Origin of the sequence: Mycobacterium sp. pV006 (assembly GCF_041287115.1) — a bacterium.
Taxonomy (GTDB): Bacteria; Actinomycetota; Actinomycetes; order Mycobacteriales; family Mycobacteriaceae; genus Mycobacterium.
The window spans coordinates 72,325-91,318 of record NZ_JBGGKT010000002.1; the positions used below are offsets into that span (position 1 = coordinate 72,325).

At 69.3% G+C, this 18,994-nt stretch carries 15 protein-coding genes and 1 pseudogene; 7 read left to right on the forward strand and 9 right to left on the reverse strand.

All coding sequences use genetic code 11. The features are described 5' to 3' along the window. Window positions 1–51: 51 nt before the first annotated feature. A complete protein-coding gene (locus ACAG25_RS03565; RefSeq protein WP_370486928.1) occupies window positions 52–1,212 on the forward strand; it encodes an acyl-CoA dehydrogenase family protein in 1,161 nt (386 codons plus the stop codon). Here the strand turns inward: ACAG25_RS03565 and ACAG25_RS03570 are convergent, their stop codons facing one another. The 3 genes from ACAG25_RS03570 to ACAG25_RS03580 are packed head-to-tail and all read right to left on the reverse strand — an operon-like array spanning window position 1,213 to window position 5,170. Then, the gene (locus ACAG25_RS03570) at window positions 1,213–2,097 is read right to left on the reverse strand and encodes an enoyl-CoA hydratase/isomerase family protein (protein ID WP_370486929.1); all 885 of its coding nucleotides are present in this window, start codon (window positions 2,095–2,097) and stop codon (window positions 1,213–1,215) included. It lies immediately after the preceding gene. After that, window positions 2,094–3,614 (reverse strand): fatty-acid--CoA ligase FadD4, encoded by a 1,521-nt coding sequence (gene fadD4 / locus ACAG25_RS03575; protein ID WP_370486930.1) that lies wholly within the window; start codon window positions 3,612–3,614, stop codon window positions 2,094–2,096. Before fadD4 ends, ACAG25_RS03570 begins: the two co-directional genes overlap by 4 nt. Window positions 3,615–3,667: 53 nt before the next feature. Further along, entirely contained in the window at window positions 3,668–5,170 is a 1,503-nt protein-coding gene (locus tag ACAG25_RS03580) for a carotenoid oxygenase family protein (RefSeq protein ID WP_370486931.1), read from the reverse strand. Between the two features lie 79 nt (window positions 5,171–5,249). Between ACAG25_RS03580 and ACAG25_RS03585 the strand changes: the two genes are divergently transcribed. Beyond that, complete coding sequence (locus ACAG25_RS03585) at window positions 5,250–5,810, forward strand: TetR/AcrR family transcriptional regulator (protein WP_370486932.1); 561 nt, start codon at window positions 5,250–5,252, stop codon at window positions 5,808–5,810. A 28-nt stretch (window positions 5,811–5,838) separates the two neighbouring features. Beyond that, window positions 5,839–6,528, forward strand: a complete 690-nt coding sequence (locus ACAG25_RS03590) for a Crp/Fnr family transcriptional regulator (RefSeq protein WP_370486933.1) — start codon at window positions 5,839–5,841, stop codon at window positions 6,526–6,528. 68 nt (window positions 6,529–6,596) lie between these two features. On the opposite strand, the pseudogene ACAG25_RS03595 reads toward ACAG25_RS03590, so the two are convergent. The 5 genes and pseudogenes from ACAG25_RS03595 to ACAG25_RS03615 all read right to left on the reverse strand — a co-directional run. After that, a pseudogene (locus ACAG25_RS03595) lies at window positions 6,597–7,004 on the reverse strand (S26 family signal peptidase); the annotation flags it as partial. Beyond that, a complete protein-coding gene (locus ACAG25_RS03600; protein ID WP_370486934.1) occupies window positions 6,925–7,482 on the reverse strand; it encodes a DUF6448 family protein in 558 nt (185 codons plus the stop codon). The gene ACAG25_RS03600 and the pseudogene ACAG25_RS03595, both read right to left, overlap by 80 nt. 177 nt (window positions 7,483–7,659) lie before the next feature. After that, complete coding sequence (locus ACAG25_RS03605) at window positions 7,660–9,483, reverse strand: phosphoenolpyruvate carboxykinase (GTP) (RefSeq protein ID WP_370486935.1); 1,824 nt, start codon at window positions 9,481–9,483, stop codon at window positions 7,660–7,662. 167 nt (window positions 9,484–9,650) lie between these two features. Beyond that, on the reverse strand, window positions 9,651–10,973 hold the full coding sequence (locus ACAG25_RS03610; protein WP_370486936.1) for a hypothetical protein: 1,323 nt from the start codon (window positions 10,971–10,973) through the stop codon (window positions 9,651–9,653). Next, a complete protein-coding gene (locus ACAG25_RS03615; protein ID WP_370486937.1) occupies window positions 10,970–11,920 on the reverse strand; it encodes a hypothetical protein in 951 nt (316 codons plus the stop codon). The genes ACAG25_RS03610 and ACAG25_RS03615 overlap by 4 nt, the downstream gene beginning before the upstream one ends. A 170-nt stretch (window positions 11,921–12,090) precedes the next feature. Between ACAG25_RS03615 and trmB the strand changes: the two genes are divergently transcribed. The 3 genes from trmB (at window position 12,091) to ACAG25_RS03630 (ending at window position 16,627) form a co-directional block, all read left to right on the forward strand. Next, window positions 12,091–12,867 carry a tRNA (guanosine(46)-N7)-methyltransferase TrmB gene (trmB, locus tag ACAG25_RS03620; protein ID WP_370486938.1) on the forward strand — a complete coding sequence of 259 codons (777 nt, stop codon included), beginning with the start codon at window positions 12,091–12,093 and terminating at the stop codon, window positions 12,865–12,867. Then, on the forward strand, window positions 12,864–13,586 hold the full coding sequence (locus tag ACAG25_RS03625; protein ID WP_370486939.1) for an NYN domain-containing protein: 723 nt from the start codon (window positions 12,864–12,866) through the stop codon (window positions 13,584–13,586). The genes trmB and ACAG25_RS03625 overlap by 4 nt, the downstream gene beginning before the upstream one ends. A gap of 74 nt (window positions 13,587–13,660) precedes the next feature. Then, window positions 13,661–16,627, forward strand: coding sequence for an MMPL family transporter (locus ACAG25_RS03630; protein ID WP_370486940.1), 2,967 nt, complete (start codon window positions 13,661–13,663; stop codon window positions 16,625–16,627). Window positions 16,628–16,637: 10 nt separating this feature from the next. On the opposite strand, the gene ACAG25_RS03635 is transcribed toward ACAG25_RS03630, so the two are convergent. Next, entirely contained in the window at window positions 16,638–17,780 is a 1,143-nt protein-coding gene (locus tag ACAG25_RS03635) for an AI-2E family transporter (RefSeq protein ID WP_370486941.1), read from the reverse strand. Window positions 17,781–17,857: 77 nt separating this feature from the next. On the opposite strand from ACAG25_RS03635, the gene ACAG25_RS03640 reads away from it, so the two are divergent. Beyond that, a complete protein-coding gene (locus ACAG25_RS03640) occupies window positions 17,858–18,970 on the forward strand; it encodes a YbhN family protein (protein ID WP_370486942.1) in 1,113 nt (370 codons plus the stop codon). Window positions 18,971–18,994: the final 24 nt, after the last annotated feature.

Genomic DNA, 18,994 nt, shown 5'->3' on the forward strand with positions numbered 1-18,994 from the left:
TCAAAGGGGCCGTAGGTTTGACGTCGACCGCATCAGCGAGAAGGAGGGCCCGTGGACGACCGGTTGAGCGATGAAGAGGCGATGCTGGTCGAGACGGTACGCACCTTCATCGACCGCGATGTCAGGCCGACGGTACGCGACGTCGAGCACGCCAACACCTACCCCGAGGCGTGGATCGAGCAGATGAAGCGCATCGGGATCTACGGTCTGGCGGTGCCCGAGGAGTTCGGCGGCACCCCGGTCTCGACGCGCTGCTACGTGCTGGTCACCCAGGAGTTGGCGCGCGGCTGGATGAGTCTGGCCGGCGCGATGGGCGGGCACACCGTGGTGGCCAAGCTGATCGACCTGTTCGGCACCGATGACCAGAAGCAGCGCTACCTCCCGCAGCTGGCGACCGGCGAGATCCGGGCCACGATGGCGCTGACCGAACCGGGCGGCGGTTCCGACCTGCAGAACATGACCACCACCGCGTTGCCGTCCGAGGGCGGCGGGCTGAGCATCAACGGCGCCAAGACGTGGATCAGCAACGCCCGCCGGTCGGGGTTGATCGCGCTGCTGTGCAAGACCGACCCGGCCGCCACGCCGCGGCACCGCGGCATCTCGGTGGTGCTCGTCGAGCAGGGTATGACCGGCATGTCCGTGTCGCGGGACCTGCCCAAGCTCGGCTACAAGGGTGTGGAGAGCTGCGAGCTGATCTTCGAGGACTGCCGGGTGCCGGCGTCGGCCATCCTCGGCGGTGAGCCCGGCAGGGGGTTCGCGCAGATGATGAAGGGCCTGGAGACCGGTCGCATCCAGGTGGCGTCGCGGGCGCTCGGGGTGGCCACCGCGGCACTCGACGACGCGCTGCGCTACGCGCAAGAGCGGGAGAGCTTCGGGCAGCCGATCTGGAAGCACCAGTCCGTCGGCAACTACCTGGCCGACATGGCGACGAAACTGACTGCGGCACGCCAACTCACGCTCTACGCGGCCGACCGTTACGACAGCGGCGAGCGCGCGGACATGGAGGCCGGCATGGCCAAACTGTTCGCCTCCGAGGTCGCGATGGAGATCGCGTTGAACGCGGTGCGCATCCACGGGGGTTACGGCTATTCCACCGAGTACGACGTCGAGCGCTACTTCCGTGACGCGCCGCTGATGATCGTCGGTGAGGGCACCAACGAGATCCAGCGCAACGTCATCGCCGCGCAGCTGGTGGCCCGGGGCGGCCTCTGATCACGGCAGGATTTCGTCGACCAGCCCCCACCGCAGCGCGGTGGCGGCGTCGACCGATCGGCCGGACAGCACCAGATAGGCGGTGCGCCAGCGCCCGATGCGGCGGGTGATGCTGACGGTGCCGCCGGCGCCGGGGATCAGCCCCAACGCCAGTTCCGGCAGGCCCAGCACCGCGTCGGGATGACAGCGCACCCAGCCGCAGAACGCCGCCATCTCCAGGCCGCTGCCCTGCACCTGGCCGTGGATCTCGGCGCGGCAGGCGCGCCCGAGCCGAGCGGTGATCTCGTCGAGCACCAGGGCCGGGCTGTGCCGGGTGCGGGCCAGGTGGGCGCTGGCCGGGTCGGCGAAGGTGCCGAACTCGGCGAGGTCCCCGCCGCTGCAGAACGACGGACCGTTGCCGCTCAGCACGACCTCGCGCACCGACGGGTCGACGCGCGCGACCTCGAGCGCGTCGAGCAGCGCGGCGCGGGCGTCGGTGGAGAACGCGTTGTGGCGGTGCGGGCGGTTGAACGTGACGTGCAGGCAGTCGTCGACCCGCTCGGCCAGCACCGGATCGTCGGTCCCCGGCACCCGCGCCGGGCCCCGGTCGGCGAGCCACCGCGCGAACTCGGCGCCGGACTGCAGCGTCGAATACGCCAGGGACTCGGTGATCACGCCCGTGAACGCCGGCGCCGCCGGGTCCAGCGCGCGCAGCACGTCGTCGCACACCGCCGCGGACTGGGGCCACTGCGCAACCCGCTGCCCGATCTCGGTCAGCGCCGTCTCGACAGAACCCACCGTGACCGCGCGCCGGTCGTCGGTGGGCTGCTCGGTCAGCGAGAATGTCGCGTCATCGGCGGTGTCGGCGTCGACCAGCGCGCCGTCGACGACACGGACATGGATCACGAGTACTTCTTTATCAGCTCCTGCTTGTACAGCTTGCCGGTGTCGGTGCGCGGCAGTTGCGCCTCGAACGAGATGGACCGCGGGCACTTGTAGTGCGCCAGACGGTCCCGCAGCCACGCGATCAGTTCCTCGGCGAACTCGGGTGTCGCGTCGGCCTGATCGACGGTCTGCACGACGGCCTTGACACGCTGCCCCATCTCTTCGTCGGGCACCCCGAACACCGCGGCGTCCATCACCTTCGGGTGGGTGACGAGCAGGTTCTCGGCTTCCTGCGGGTAGATGTTCACACCACCGGAGATGATCATGTGATGCCGGCGGTCGGTCAGGAACAGGTAGCCGTCCTCGTCGACGTAACCGATGTCGCCGACGGTCTTCCAGCCGCGGGGGTGCCGCGACGACTCGGTCTTGGTCGGGTCGTTGAGGTACTCGAAGTCGTAGCCGCCCTCGAAGTAGATCTCCCCGGCCTGGCCCGGCGGCAGCTCGTTGCCGTCCTCGTCGCAGATGTGCAGCGTGCCGGTCAGCGGACGGCCGACCGAACCGGGACGGGTGAGCCATTCCTCGGCGGTGATCAGCGTGGAGCCGTGCGCTTCGGAGGACGCGTAGTACTCGTCGACGATCGGGCCCCACCAGTCGATCATCTGCTGCTTGATCTCCACGGGGCACGGCGCGGCGGCGTGCATGACCCGCTCGAGGCTCGACACGTCGTAGGACTTGCGGACCTCCTCGGGCAGCTTGAGCATCCGGGTGAACATCACCGGCACGAACTGGCCATGTGTCACTTTGTGTTTCGCGATCGCGTCGAGGGTGCCCTCGGGGTCGAACTTCTCCATCACCACGGTGGTGATGCCGCCGGCCTGGGTTTGCATCGACCACACCGAGGGCGCGGTGTGGTACAGCGGGGCGGGGCTGAGGTACACCGCGTCCGGGTGCATCCAGAACGAGACGAGCGCGGCCATCAGGCCGGGTGACTCCGACGGGTGGACGTGCGGCAGTTCGCGTTTGATCCCCTTGGGCCGGCCGGTGGTGCCCGACGAGTACTGCAGCAGGTCGCCTTCGATCTCGTCGTCGATCGGGGTGTCGGGCAGCTCGGCGACGCACGCAGGGTAGCTGAGCCAGCCGTCGAGCTCACCGTCGGAGATCACCAACAACTCGGGCAGCCCATTGGGCAGCTCGTCGCCGAGCCCGGCCAGGGTGTCCTTCAGCTTGGCCGAGCCGACGATGGCCTTGGCGCTGCTGTTGTCGATGATGTACGCGGCTTCGGCGGGGGTCAGGTGGGTGTTGATCGGGACGTAGTAGAGGCCGGCGCGACGAGCGGCCCACATGACGGCATGGATGTGCTCGTTGTTCTCCATCAGGATCGCCACGGCGTCGCCCTCGACCAGACCGGCCTTGCGGAACAGGTGCGCCAACCGGTTCGCACGCGCTTCGAGTTCGCCGAACGTCACGACCGTCCCGGACGGATACATGATGATGGCGGGCTTGTCAGGGGTGGCAACGGCGGTGTCGCGGATCTGCATGGCCTGACTGTACTCAAGACCACTTGACAGGCGTCAAGTGTGGTGGGCGATTGTCAGGCGGGCGCGAAACTACCGTGGAAACCCTGCGGGACGTGGTGGGTCAACTGCGCGGTCGCCACCGGTCCCGCCGCCGGATCCTTCGCGTCGAGGATCACCAGTCGCGAGGCGTGGCGGTCGGCTTGGTACTCCACGGTCAGCAGCCATCCGTCGTCCTCGGCGGTGGCGCCGGGGCGCGGGGTGAACACCGGTTCGCAGAAGCTGTTGCCAGGCGCCGACGCCGGGTAATCGAGTTCGGTGCGGGTGGTCAGGTCCAGCTTGGTGACGGTGTCGTAGAACGAGCCGAGCCGGCGCCGGGTGTTGTAGTACGCGTAGCGGTGCGGCCGGCCCTCGCGGTCCGGGTGGTGGCGTGGGAACTCACACGGGCTGTCGGACAGCGGTTCGGTCAGGACGCGACCGGACGCGGTGACCCGGAACCTGGTGAACGTCGAGGGCACGTCGTCGAGCGGGGCGGTGTGGAACCGTGCGATGCGCTCGATCAACCGACCGTCGTCGTAGGTGATGGCGTCGACCACCACGTCGGTCCCGTCGTCGAACGCGTTGCTCAGGTGGAACTGCAGGATGGCGTCGCACTCGACGCGGCGGATCGCTCCGCCGTCGCGCGGTACGAGCACGAAGACGCTTCCGCGCTCCGGACGGTACCGCAAGGTGTCGCCGATGGTGGCGCGCCCCAACAGAACCGGCACCGCGTCGGGAATCAGCGGCGTGACCAGGAAGACGAGATACCGTTCGGTGATCGCGAAGTCGTGCACCATCGCGGTGTAGGGCAGCGGCGCGGAACGGAAGTGGCGCAGCCGGCCGGTGCGGTCGGTGTGGTAGATCCGCAGGTGTGGACGCGGCAGCAGTTCGACACCGAAGTTGAACATCGCGCCGGTGGCCGGGCAGAAGCTCGGGTGCGCGGAATATGAACCCAGCCAACGCAATCGACCACCGAACCGCCGCACCCCGACGGTCTCGAGGGTGTCCGGGTCGATCTCGTGCGGCGGCCCGGCCTCCCACAGCGCGTAGAGGTGGCCGGCGTGCTCGACGACGTTGGTGTTGGCCAGGTTCGGCGGGACCCGGCCGATGTTGGACCGCCAGCCACCGGGTGCGGCGGTACCCATGTGGCTGACGCCGCCCTTGCCCTGGAAATGGCGTGTGCGCACATAGCGGTTGCGGTAGCGCACACCCTCCTCGTCGATCGTGAAGGCCGAGAGCATGCCGTCGCCGTCGAACAAGTGGCGCAGCGGGCGGCCGGTGTGATCCTCCCAGCGGCCCAGGCCGTTGCGGTACAGCGTGCCGCGCAGTCCGGCGGGGATGGTCCCGGTGGTCTGCTCGACGCGATAGTCACGTTCGGCGTACTGCGGTTCGCTGACGCCGAGGCTGCTCAGGTCGGCCGGACCCAGCCGGGACAGCTGGGTGTGCGCGGACCGGAGTTCGTCGTCGGGCAGCGAGTCGAGGTAGCGGCGCAGCGCCGGGAACGGGGTCAGATCTACCGAGGGCTCCACCGATGCGGTCACGCGCACTCCTAACTGAGACTGAAATTCAAATTAGTCTCAGTAGTGTCGGTGGGTCAACACCTCCGGTAAGAATGCCGTCGTGGCCTCCACCCGGTCGTTCGACGCGCTGCTGCAGTCGGCGCTCGCGCTCATCGCCGAGCGAGGTGTGGACGGGATCACGCTGCGTGACGTCGCGGCCCACGCGCAGGTGTCGCGCGCGACCGCCTACCGGGAGTTCGGCGACAAGGACGGCTTGATCGGCGCCGTGGCAGCCCACGAGATCGGGTTGATGTTCGCCGCGGTGCAGGCCGACGTCGACCTCAGCGCCGACCTGCCCGCGCAGGTGGCCACCGTCGTCGCCTCGGCCCTGCGCTACCAGCGCGGCCACGCCGCGTTCGCCTACGTCCGGACCCATGAGCCGCATTGGCTGCTGCACGCCGCGCTGGCGATCGGGGATGCGCGCATGGATCTCGTCCAGACCGTCGCAGGCGTGGTGCGGCCCGCCGTCGACATCAGCGCCGCCCGGCTGCGGGTCAGCGTCGAGCAGGCCGCGGAGTTGATCGTGCGTGCGGTGCTGTCCCACGCGCTCATCGAGACAAGCTCGCTGTCCGACGAGGAGGTCGGGCAGGCCGTCGCGCACGCGATCATGGTTGCGGATTGAAGGGCCGGAAACGCCTTACCCTGTCCCCGTGGGAGATCGCCACGACGACCATCAGTTCCGATGCGTCAGCGTCGTCCCGCTGTTCGCGCCTCTGCCCGACGAGGACCGGCGGCGGATCGCCGGCGTCGCGGTCACACGCCGGTATCGACGCGACGAGCACGTGGTTGCGCCTGGGGCCCAACCCGCCCTGCACATCGTCCACCGAGGTCGGGTGAAGGTGTTCCGGCTGCTCGACAACGGCAGCGAGCAACTGATCCGCATTCTCGGGCCGGGCGAGTTCTTCGGCGAGACGGCGGTGCTCTCCGGAGCGGAGGTCGACTACTTCGCCGCGGCCCTCGTCGACAGCGAGCTGTGCTCGATCGGCCGGCGCAGGATCCTCGACATCCTCACCGAACGGCCGTCGGTCGCGGTGACGATGCTGCAGACGGTGGCGCGCCGGCTGACCGATGCCGAGCAGCTGGTGGCGTCGCTGACCGGACGCTCGGTCGGACAACGACTCGTCGACCATCTGCTGCAGCTTGCGCACGATGCCGGTTCGCCACGGTTTGTCCTGCCGTCGAGCAAGAAGGACCTCGCGTCTTATCTCGGCACGACGGCCGAAACACTGAGTCGACGGTTGTCATCGTTGCAGAACGCGGGAGCCCTGCGCCTCGGTCCCGGTCGCGCGGTCGAGATCCGCGATGAGCAGGCTTTGCGTGCCGCGGCCCGAGAGCCGTGACCGATCATCCGACCGCGAACCGCCGACAGCGGCAGGAACGGCTGGGCCCAGGTACGACTGTCGTGAGAATGCGCGGCATTGTCGCCCACCAGGAACACGTGCCCCTGCGGAACCACCCGGCAGACCCCGGCGACCTCGACAGCGTCTCCGGCGACGCCGGCGACCCGTTTGACCAGGACGCGGCCGACTTCGGCGCTGTCGACCACCACCACGTCACCGCGGGCGATCCGCTTGGAGCGGCCCACGACCACGGTGGCGACGCGCTGGCCGGGCCGCAGTGTCGGCCACATCGACCACGACTCCACGCGGGTGACGAAGAACAGGTGACGGCGCACCACCAGCGCCACCGCCGCGGCGACCGCGACGGTGGCGAGGACGACTGACAGGGTGACCATCTCAGTGGTGGTGGGCGCCCACGAGCCCGTGGTGATCGTGGTCGTGGTGCTCGCCCTCGACGTACTTGAAGAACCGGACATAGGCGGCGATGTAGGCCCTGCCTGCGGGCACGTCGTCGACGTCGTAGTCCTTCAGCGCGAGCACGTCGGCGAAGCGGCGTTGCACTTCGGGCATCTGTTCGGCCGGAATCAGTCCCGCCAGCGGTTCGAGCGAGCCGATCGCGACGCTGCGATCCGCGGCGGCGACCTTTTCGTCGATCGGAGCGCCCGACTCCTTCAACCCGTCGAAACCGGCCCCCTCACCGGCGCGGTGGATACGCACCAGTTCGTTCAGGAAACCGAGCTCGGGAAGTTCCGCGAACGCCTTGCGGACCTCGGCTTCGGCGTCGGCGGGCACCCACGGCAGCGCGTGGTTGACGTTGCCGCTACGCACGGCGCGCTGTCCCGCCTGGACGACCGGACCGTCCATGGTGTCGCAGTGTGCGCTCGCCGGTTTCGGCATCAGCAAAACCGCTGCCGCAACAGCGATTCCGAGTACCACGAGCAGTATGGCGGTCATGACCTTCTCCTTCGGACTATGTGCCCGGGCCCGTTGGCCCGAGTCCACTTCACCGCAGAACTACCGCCACCGCCTTGACCCAGATCAAGAACGCCCCGACAGCCCGGCCAGCAGACGCGAAATCCCCCTTTTCCGCGTGGAAAAGGGGGATTTGGCGGACTGCTCGGCGCGAGAAGGCTAGCTGTTCTCGAGGCGGGTCTTCAGAGCGTCGAACTCGTCCTTGATCCCGGTCGGCAGCTTCTCGCCGACGAACTCGAACCACTCCTCGATCTGCGGGATCTCCTCGCGCCACTCGTCGGGATTGACCGCCAGCGCGGCGTCCACGTCCGCCGGGTCCACGTCGAGGCCCTCGAGGTCGAGATCCGCGGCACCGGGGACGGTGCCGATCGGCGTGGTGTTGCCGTTGGCCTTGCCCTCGATGCGCTCGATGACCCACTTGAGCACGCGGCTGTTCTCACCGAAGCCGGGCCACAGGAAGCGGCCGTCGTCGCCGCGACGGAACCAGTTGACGAAGAAGATCTTCGGCATCTTCGAGTCGTCGGCGTTCTTGCCGATGTCGATCCAGTGCTGGAAGTAGTCGCCGACGTTGTAGCCGAGGAACGGCAGCATCGCCATCGGGTCGCGGCGCACGGTCCCGACCTTGCCCTCGGCGGCTGCGGTCTGCTCGGAGCCCATGGTGGCGCCGATGAACACGCCGTGCTGCCAGTCGTTGGCCTGGGTGACCAGCGGGACCGTCGTCTTGCGGCGGGCGCCGAACAGGATCGCCGAGATCGGTACACCCTGCGGGTCGTCCCACTCCGGCGCCAGCGTCGGGCACTGCGAGATCGGGGTGCAGTACCGCGAGTTCGGGTGCGCGGCCTTCTCCTCGGACTCGCGCGTCCAGTCGCGGCCCTTCCAGTCGATCAGGTGCTCGGGGTCGCCTTCCAGGCCCTCCCACCACACGTCCCCGTCGTCGGTCTTGGCGACGTTGGTGAACACGGTGTTGCCCTTGGCGATGGTCTTCATCGCGTTCGGGTTGGAGTCCCAGTTGGTGCCCGGCGCGACGCCGAAGAACCCGAACTCGGGGTTGGTCGCGTACAGGCGGCCGTCCTTGCCGAAGCGCATCCACGCGATGTCGTCACCGACGGTCTCGGCGCGCCAGCCGGGGATGGTGGGCTGCAGCATCGCCAGGTTGGTCTTGCCGCACGCCGACGGGAACGCCGCGGCGATGTAGTACGCCTTGTTCTCCGGCGAGATCAGCTTGAGGATCAGCATGTGCTCGGCGAGCCAGCCCTCGTCGTGGGCCATCGCCGAGGCGATGCGCAGCGAGTAGCACTTCTTGCCCAGCAGCGCGTTGCCGCCGTACCCGGATCCGTAGCTCCAGATCTCGCGGGTCTCGGGGAAGTGGGTGATGTACTTGGTGTCGTTGCAGGGCCACGGCACGTCCTGCTGGCCGGGCTCCAGCGGCGCGCCGATCGAGTGCAGCGCCTTGACGAAGAAACCGTCGGTGCCCATCTTGTCCAGCGCGGCCTTGCCCATGCGGGTCATGGTGCGCATGGAGATGACGACGTACTCCGAGTCGGTGATCTCGACGCCCAGCTTGGGATCCTCGGCCTCGAGCGGACCCATGCAGAACGGCACCACGTACATGGTGCGGCCGCGCATACAACCGCGGTACAGCTCGGTCATGATCGAGCGCATCTCGGCGGGATCCATCCAGTTGTTGGTGGGTCCGGCGTCGATCTCGCGCTCGGTGCAGATGTAGGTGCGCGACTCGACACGCGCCACGTCGGACGGGTCCGACAGCGCCAGGTAGGAGTTCGGCTGCTTCTCCTCGTTGAGCTTCTGGAAGGTGCCGGCGTCGACGAGCTGCTGGGTCAGCCGCGCGCACTCCTCCTCGGAGCCGTCGGTGAACACCACACGTTCGGGCTGGGTCAGTTCAGCCACCTCCCGAACCCAGGCCAGCAGGCCCTCGTGTTTCGTGGGTGCGGAATCCAAACCCGGAATGGTCGCTGCGGTCATGCTTCTCGTCTCCCTGCACTTTCCCTGCGAGGCGTCTGACAGAACGCTGGTACCCGAGATGAAAATCCGGAAAAACCCGACATCGTCGGCAGCCGCGACTGTCCCCTGACTACGAGGTTAACGTGGCGGACACGGCCGCGGTAAATCAGGACTGTGTCCAATCAATCTCAGGACCGATTCAGATCGCCGCCTGCAGGTATTGCTACCGACGGGTAACCGGTTCGCAGCTCGGCCAGCATGTCCAGCCGGCGCTGCAGGGACGCCCGGATGCGGGCACTGTCGCCCTCGATGCGTGCGCACTCACGTCGCTGATGTCGCAGTTCGGACTCGAGGTCGGCGAGCCCGAACTGCTCGGTGGCCGGTTCGGTGGCCAGCGCCGCCTCGAGCGCCAGCACCTGCTCGGCCACCTCTATGTCCGCGGCGGTGCGCAGCGACTGCGTCGCCTGGCCGATCCACCGCTGCATCTCGGCGCGGTCCTGCAGCAGCGCGCGGGCACGCACCACCCAGACGGTGACCGCCGCTCCGGCGAGCAGGCCGGTCAGCACCGCCGCGACCGTGGCCTGCGGGGCGACGCCGGTCAGCAGCCGGGTCAGCGCCCAGGCGACCCCCAGACCGAAACCCGCGCCGAGCACCGTCATCAACTGCGTCTCCAGTCGCCGCGGCGGGACGGGCCGGGCGGGGAGGTCGAGCTCGACGTCCCGCGCGTCCGGTCCGGCACCGGCCCGGAGCTCGGCGAACGCGGCGGCGCAGGCCACCGGGACCCGGCGGGCCAGCTCGTCCAGTGCACGACGGTCGGCCTGCGACGCGTGCGCGGTCAGCTCGGTGTGCAGCGCGGCGCAGCGATGTCGGGTGGCGGCGGTCAGGTCGAGCCGGACGCGCGCGACCCGTTCGCGGCGCGCGACGGCGTGGGCGGCGCGGCTGCGTCGCTGCGCATCCACCGACTCCTCCCGCTGCCGCCGCAGCGCCTCGGTGCGTTCGCGCGCCTCGGCGATCCGCTGCTGTTCGCGGGCCAGCGCGGCGCTGAGCTCGCCCTGCCAGGCCTGCCACCGATTCGCCGACGCCAGTGCCGGGTCGGCGAGGGCGGCCGCGACGGTGTCGACGAGGTCGTCGACCTGGGCCGGCCCGAGGCGGGGCGCCGCTGCCGCGCCGACCCAGGTGAACGTGCCGAGTGCGGCCCGGGCGGCGTCGAGGACGGCGCGCCAGGGCCGGTGGTCGTCGATCTTCGCGACGACGCCGATCCGTGCGGCGGTGCATCGGCTGAGCTGTTCGGCCAGCGCACAGTCCGACGGGGTGATTGGCGCAACGGCCGAGACGACGAAGACCACCAGCAGCGGCGCCTCGCCGGCGGCGACCGCGGAGACGAACCGGTGAGCGGGCAGCCGTTCCCGCAACCGGGCCACCACCGCGGAGCTGCCGGCCGACGGCGGGCCTGCGACCAGCACCACGTCGCGCCGCTGCACGCCGGACGGTTCGGTGTCGAAGCCGGTCACGGCGTCCTCGCCAGCAGACGCAGCGAACCCCGGCTGATATCGGCGCCGCACGCGGCGTGTAACCGATCGACGGGCCCGCAGGCGTAACGCTGCCAGTGCACGGCCCGGCGCAGATGGGTCGCGGCGTCGTCGCCCCGATCCACCGTGGCACCGGCGGCTTCGACGACGTCGACGGCCGCGGCCATCACGGCCAGGACCGCGCTGTCGCTGCGCAGGAATGCCGTCAGCTCCGCGTCGCGCTGGGCGATCGCGAGCAGACGCAACGCGCGCACCGCAGCGCGGACGGCGCGGTAGCGTGCCGGCGCGGCCGCCGCGCAGACCGCCTCGGCGACCGCCGCAACGCCGCTGAGCTCACGCAACCGGGTGGTCACCGCCGCGGGTGCGACCCCGTCGGCGACGGCGAGCACCGCGTGCGCGACGCCGAACCGGTCCAGGGTCGCCAACAACCGGGCGCGGACGTCGGCGGCCAGCGGATGGTCCGCGGCGACGAACGCGTCCACCGAGGTCATGTCCGCGGGATGGGTGACCAGCACCTGCAGCGCCGCGACGAGCGACTCGTCCAGCGTCGCCGTCGCCAGCAGCGCCGACATCGGCACCACGACGCACTCCCAGGTCGCGGCCAGATCGGCGGCACGGCGCGCCGCGACCGCCAGCGGCCCGCCCGTGCCGACCCCGGCCACGTCAGCCTTGTTGAGCACCACCACCGTCGGAACGCCGCGCCGCACCATCGCGGCGTCCTCCGGTTTCCCGGCCTCGGCGACGACCACCACGGTGACGTCGGCCTGCTCGCTGTCGATCACCGACAGCCCGGCGGCGGTCAGGGCCGCCGCGACCGTCCTGCGGCCCACCCCGACCCGTCCGTGCACCGCTACCCTGGCGGGCACGTCGAAGCGCCGGTGGACCGCCGCGACCCGGGCATCCTGGGTGTTCGCGGCGTAATCCGCCAAGACCTCGAAGAAAATTGAGCGCCCCCTGCCGGCCGATGCCGTCCTGACAGAGATTCTGACACCGGGTCGAGGGCGCTTCTGACACTTTCTGCCGCCGGATGCGGTGGTCAGGGCGCGATTGGCAACTGTTGGGTATCAATCTGTAACACGATGGCGGGAGTGAGGTGCCGATGAGCGACGATGGACGGATGCACGTGCCGGGTTCCGAGGTCGCCGACGCACCGGCGCCGCCGGAGTCCTCCCCGCACTTCCATCGTCGCGTCACCAGCTTCCGCGCCCGCCGGTCCACTATCTCCGACAACCAGCAGGCCATCTGGGACCGGTTGTGGCCCAGCCTCGGCGCCCAGGCCCGCGACGGGGACCGTCCGGCGGGCCTGCTCGACACCGACGCCTGGTTCGGCCGGCACGCCCCCGTGGTGTTGGAGATCGGCTGCGGCACCGGGACCTCGACGCTGGCGATGGCGCAGGCCGAGCCCGACATCGACGTGGTGGCAGTCGAGGTGTACCGCCGCGGTCTGGCGCAGCTGCTGGCCGCGATCGACCGCACCTCGACGACGCCCGACCCCGTCACCAACATCCGGTTGATCCGCGGCGACGGTGTCGACGTGCTCACCCACATGTTTCCGACGGCATCGCTGACCGGGGTGCGCGTCTTCTTCCCGGACCCGTGGCCCAAGGCGCGTCACCACAAGCGGCGGCTCCTGCAGCCCGAGGTGGTGGGCCTGATCGCCGACCGGCTCAAGCCGGGTGGGTTGCTGCACACGGCCACCGATCACGCCGGATATGCCGAGCACATCGCCGAGGTCGGCGACAACGAACCGCGGCTGCGGAGGATCAGCACGGACACCGCGGGGCTGCCGATCTCGGTGGCCCGCCCGGTGACGAAGTACGAGCGCAAGGCTCTGGCCGGACCCGTCGTGGCCGAGCTGCTCTGGGAGAGAACATGAGCGTCACCGAGAACCTCGCGCAGGAAACCGAGCGCGGCGGCGACCTGACCGAGATCGACGAGATGCCCGGCGACCCGGCCCCGCCGACACTGCGGGTCCTGCTGGTCTGGGACGCCCCCAACCTGGACATGGGGTTGGGCTCGATCCTCGGTGGCCGTCCGACCGCGGCGCATCGGCCCCGGTTCGACGCGCTGGGCCGCTGGCTGCTGGCCCGGACCGCCGACCTGGCGGCGCAATGCGCCGAGCACGGTCAGACGGTTTCGCTGGAACCCGAGGCGTGCGTGTTCACCAACATCGCGCCGGGCAGCGCCGACGTCGTCCGGCCGTGGGTCGAGGCGCTGCGCAACGTCGGCTTCGCGGTGTTCGCGAAGCCGAAGATCGACGAGGACAGCGATGTGGACTCCGACATGCTCGAGCACATCGCCCTGCGATACAGCGAAGGGCTGGCCGGGTTACTCGTGGCCTCGGCGGACGGTCAGGCCTTCAAGACACCGCTGGAGGAGATCGCCCGCGACGGCGTCGACGTCGCAGTTCTCGGATTTCGTGAACATGCCAGTTGGGCGCTAGCGTCGGATACCTTGGAGTTCGTCGATCTGGAGGACATCGACGGTGTCTTCCGGGAACCGCTGCCGCGGATCGGTCTGGATTCCCTCCCTGAGCAGGGAGCTTGGCTGCAGCCGTTCCGGCCGCTGTCCTCGCTACTGGCCTCGCGCGTTTGAAAATGTGGAGCCTGGGTTTCCCGACATGCGCGGGCCGATGGCACGAAGTGTCGAAGATGGTTAGGAGCTAATACGTGTTCGCCTGGTGGGGTCGAACGGTGTACCAGTACCGATACATAGTCATCGGTGTCATGGTCGCACTGTGCCTGGGCGGCGGCGTCTACGGCATCAGCTTGGGACAGCACGTCACGCAGAGCGGTTTCTACGACGAGGGCAGCCAGTCGGTGCATGCCTCCGTCATCTCCGACGAGGTCTACGGTCGCGACCGGACCAGCCATGTGGTGGCCATTCTCACGCCGCCCGACGGCCAGAAGGTCGACGACCCGGAGTGGATGAAGAGCGTCACTGACGAGCTCAACGCCGTCGTCGAGGACCATCCGGATCAGATCGTGAGCTGGGTGGGCTGGTTGCGTGCGCCGGACGCGGCGTCGGAGACCGTCCAGCAGATGAAGACGTCGGACGGTTCGAAGACCTTCATCAGCATCCCGCTCAAGGGCGACAACGACGACGACATCCTGAAGAACTATCAGGCCGTCGAACCCGCCTTGCAGGAGGTCAACGACGGTCGCATCCAGTTGGCCGGGCTGCAGCCGCTGGCCAGCGAGCTGACCGGCACCATCGGGGAGGACCAGCGTCGCGCCGAGGTGGCCGCGATCCCGCTGGTCGCGGTGGTGTTGTTCTTCGTGTTCGGCGGCGTGATCGCCGCGGCGCTGCCCGCGATCATCGGCGGTCTGACCATCGCCGGCGCGCTGGGCATCATGCGGATCGCCGCCGAGTTCATCCCGGTGCACTTCTTCGCCCAACCCGTGGTGACGCTGATGGGTCTGGGTATCGCGATCGACTACGGCCTGTTCATGGTGAGCCGATTCCGGGAGGAGATCGCCGAAGGCTACGACACCGAGGCCGCGGTGCGCCGGACGGTGATGACGTCCGGGCGCACGGTCATGTTCTCCGCGGTGATCCTGGTCGCTTCGTCGGTGCCGCTGCTGCTGTTCCCGCAGGGCTTCCTGAAGTCGATCACCTACGCGATCATCGCGTCGGTCATGCTCGCGGCGATCCTGTCGGTCACCGTGCTGCCGGCGACGTTCGCAATCCTCGGCCGCAACGTCGACGCGCTCGGGGTGCGCACCCTGCTGCGGGTCCCGGCCTTCCGCAACTGGAAGCCGATGCGGGTCTACCTGGAGTGGCTGGCCGAGAAGACCCAGAAGACCAAGACCCGCGCCGAGGTCGAGAAGGGGTTCTGGGGCAAGCTCGTCAACGTCGTGATGAAGCGGCCGATCGCGTTCGCCACACCGATCCTGATCGCGATGATCCTGCTGGTCCTTCCGCTGGGGTCGCTGTCCCTCGGCGGCATCAGCGAGAAGTACCTGCCACCGGACAACGGCGTCCGCCTCGCGCAGGAGGACTTCGACCGCACGTTCCCGACGTTCCGCACCGAGCCGTTGACGCTCGTGGTGGAGCGGCCGGACGGGGAGCCGGTCACCGACCAGCAACTCGCCGAGATCCGCGCGAAGGCCATGACCTTCAGCGGGTTCATCGTCCCCGACGACGACCCGACCGAGATGTGGCAGGAGCGCTCCGTCCAGGAGGGCGGCTCGAAGGATCCGTCGGTCCGGGTGATCCAGAACGGTCTGGAGAGCCGTAACGACGCGGCGCAGAAGATCGAGGAGCTGCGCTCGATCCAGCCGCCGCGCGGTGTCGAGATCTCCGTCGGCGGTACCCCGGCGTTGGAGCAGGACAGCATCCACAGCCTGTTCGACAAACTCCCGTTGATGGTGGTGGTGCTGATCATCACCACGACGATCCTGATGTTCCTGGCCTTCGGGTCGATCGTGCTGCCCATCAAGGCGGCGTTGATGAGCGCGCTGACGCTCGGCTCGACGATGGGCATCCTGACCTGGATGTTCGTCGACGGTCACGGGTCCGGGATCATGAACTACACGCCGCAGCCGCTGATGGCGCCGATGATCGGCCTGATCATCGCCGTGATCTGGGGTCTGTCCACCGACTACGAGGTGTTCCTGGTCTCCCGCATGGTCGAGGCGCGCGAACGCGGCATGTCGACCGCGGAGGCCATCCGCATCGGTACCGCCACCACGGGTCGCCTGATCACCGGTGCGGCGCTGGTGCTGGCCGTGGTGGCCGGGGCGTTCGTGTTCTCCGACCTGGTGATGATGAAGTACCTGGCGTTCGGTCTGCTGATCGCGCTGCTGCTGGACGCGACGATCATCCGGATGTTCCTGGTGCCGGCGATCATGAAGCTGCTCGGCGACGACTGCTGGTGGGCACCACGCTGGATGAAGCGCATCCAGGAGAAGATGGGCCTCGGCGAGACCGAGTTGCCCGACGAACGCAAGCGTCCGATGGTTCGCGAGACCGCGCCGGCCGAGGCGCTGGTCGGCGCCGGCGGGCCACCGGTCATGCGGCCCCGGCCGCCCCACGACCCCGGCCATCCGATGCCGGCCCCGCCGGCCGGGCCGACCGCGCGTCTGCCGCGCGCCGGTGACCCGTCGGCGGTGGGTACCACCCGGATTCCGCGTGAACCGGTGCGTCCCGGCGGCCCGGGCGAAGAGGAATCGCAGACCACCCGGTTGTCGGCGGCCACCACGTCGGCGATCAACACCGTGCGCAACGCGGTCAGCAACATGACCCAGCGGGTGCAGAAGAAGCCCACGGAGGCCGAGTCCCCGGCCACACCGCCGGCACCCCCGGCGCGCGATCAGCGCGAGATCGAGTCGTGGCTCGGGGATCTGCGCGGCGGCGGTTCCGCGGGTCCGTCGGCCCGGCCCGCTCCCGCACCGCAGCCGTCGGCTGAGCCGACCCGCGCCATCCCCGATCCGGGCGACAACGAGCCGACGACCGCGATGCCCGCGGCGCGACCCGGTTCGGCGTCCGACGACGACGCGGAGACCCGCGCGATCCCGACCGCACGCGCGAGCGACGCCGACGCGGCGACCGAGAAGCTCAACACCCGCGCCGAGGATCGCGGGAGCAACGGGCTGAGTGCGCAGGAACTGCTGCGTCGGGAGGGCCGGCTCTAGAGCCGGACGGTCAGTCGGGCACGACGTCGGGTTCGGCGGCGACCACCGGCCCGTCGTCGGCCTCCAGCGCGGCTTTCTCCTCGTCGGGGTCGTCGGCCAGTAACACCCGCATCACGCTGTTGATGAACGCCAGTGCCGGAACGGCCAGCAGCGCGCCGACGATGCCCGCGAGCACCGCGCCGCCGGCGATGACCAACACGATCGCCAGCGGATGGATCGAGGTGGCCCGCCCCATCACCAGCGGCTGCAGCACGTGGCCCTCGAGCTGCTGCACCGCGATGATCAGGCCCAGGGTGATCAGCGCGTAGATCCAGCCCTTCGCGATCAATGCGACGATGACCGCCAGGAACCCGGTGACCACCGCGCCGACCAGGGGGACGAACGCGCCGAGGAACACCAGCGACGCCAACGGCAGAGCCAGCGGTATCCCCATGATCGCCAGCCCGACGCCGATCCCGACCGCGTCGACGAGCGCCACCAGGAACGTCGCTCGCACATACCCGATCAGGGAGTGGAAGCCGGCCCGCCCGGCGTCGCGCACCCGGTCCCGCACATGTGTCGGGAAGATCCGGGTCACGTAGGCGAAGATGTTGCGCCCGCCGTGCAGCAGGAAGATCAGGGTGAACAGCATCAGCAGGGCGCCGGTGACGATCTCGGTGACCGTGCCCGCCGTGGACAGCGCACCGGTGGTGAGCCGTTCCTGGTTGTTGCCCAGCGCTTCGATGGCCGCGTCGCGGGCCTGGCTGATCTGCTGGGGGCTGACGTCCAGCGGTCCGTCGGTCAGCCAGCCCACCAGTCCGTCGATGCTGGTGGTGACCTGGCTGAACAGATCGGGGACACCCTTGATGAACTGGTTCACCACGAACGTCAGCAGCCCGCCGAACACCGCGAATCCGGTCAGCAACACCAGCGCGACCGCGCCACTGCGGGGTGCCCCGCGCCGGTCGAGAAAATCCACCACCGGCATCAGCAGCGCCGCGACGATGGTGGCCAGCGCGACCGGGACGGTCAGCACCTCCAGGCGCAGGATCAGCCAGAAGAACGCGACGACGGCGGCGAAGATGACCAGCAGCCGCCACGACCATGCGGCCGTCTTCCGCACCAGCGGGCTGACCGAATCCTCGGCGGCACGCGGGCCGGCGGCGACAGACATTCCGGTAGCGTAACGGCCCGGCCAGATCCTGATTCCGATCTGCGGAAACCGGTGCCGGCCGTCTTAGTCTGTAGGGCGTGTCGCACGACGCCCTGGCCGCCGAACCGCCTGCCCGAGGCAGGTATTGGTGGATGCGCCGCGCTCTGATCGCGCTCGCGGTGGTCGTGCTGACCGTCGAGGTGGTGCTGGTGCACGACCAGCTGGCCAAGGCCTGGCGCAGCCTGGCCACCGCGGACCTGTGGTGGGTGCTCGCGGCGGTCGTCGCGGCGATGGCCTCGATGCACAGTTTCGCGCAGATCCAGCGCACCCTGCTGCGGTCGGCGGGGGTGCCGGTGCGCCAATGGCGTTCGGAGGCCGCGTTCTACGCCGGGAATGCGCTGTCGACCACGCTGCCGGGCGGACCGGTTCTGTCGGCCACCTTCATCTACCGCCAGCAGCGTCTCTGGGGTGCCTCGCCGCTGGTGGCGTCCTGGCAGCTGGTGATGTCCGGCGTGCTGCAGGTCATCGGTCTGGCGCTGCTGGGTCTCGGTGGTGCGTTCCTGCTCGGCGCCGGCCAGAACCCGCTGTCGCTGCTGTTCTCGCTCGGCGGCTTTCTCGCGTTGATCCTGCTGGCGCAGGCGGTGGCCGGCCGCCCGGAGCTCATCGACGGCATCGGGGTGCGGGTGCTGACGACCGTGAACTCGTTGCGCGGCAAGGCGATCGACACCGGGTTGACGAAGTGGCGGGAGATCCTGGCGCAGCTGAAGTCCGTCCAGCTGGGCCGCCGCGATCTCGGTGAGGCCTTCGGTTGGTCGATGTTCAACTGGGTCGCCGACGTCGCCTGCCTGCTGTTCGCCTGTTATGCGGTCGGCGGTCACCCGTCGCTGGCCGGGGTGACGGTGGCCTACGCCGCGGCCCGCGCGGTGGGCTCGATCCCGTTGATGCCGGGCGGGCTGCTGGTCGTCGAGGCGGTACTGGTGCCGGGCCTGGTCTCCAGCGGGATGACGCTGGCGGCGGCGATCTCGGCGATGCTGGTCTACCGCCTGGTGAGCTGGATCTTCATCTCGGCGCTCGGCTGGGTGATGTTCTTCGCGATGTTCCGCACCGAGAGCGAGATCGACCCCGATTCCGGCGCCGTGAGTGCGCCCGTGGCGGTTCCGTTGTTGTTCAGCCCGGACCCGGAGGCGCCGCACCCGCCCAACGTGCGCTGACGGCGGACATTTCGCCGATTCACC

Coding starts and splice junctions, on each gene's coding strand:
- fadD4 (WP_370486930.1), bottom strand. CDS start 3,614: ATGCAGATCCGCGACACCGCCGTTGCCACCCCTGACAAGCCCGCCATC.
- ACAG25_RS03600 (WP_370486934.1), bottom strand. CDS start 7,482: ATGACCGCCATACTGCTCGTGGTACTCGGAATCGCTGTTGCGGCAGCG.
- ACAG25_RS03605 (WP_370486935.1), bottom strand. CDS start 9,483: ATGACCGCAGCGACCATTCCGGGTTTGGATTCCGCACCCACGAAACAC.
- trmB (WP_370486938.1), top strand. CDS start 12,091: ATGAGCGACGATGGACGGATGCACGTGCCGGGTTCCGAGGTCGCCGAC.
- ACAG25_RS03625 (WP_370486939.1), top strand. CDS start 12,864: ATGAGCGTCACCGAGAACCTCGCGCAGGAAACCGAGCGCGGCGGCGAC.
- ACAG25_RS03635 (WP_370486941.1), bottom strand. CDS start 17,780: ATGTCTGTCGCCGCCGGCCCGCGTGCCGCCGAGGATTCGGTCAGCCCG.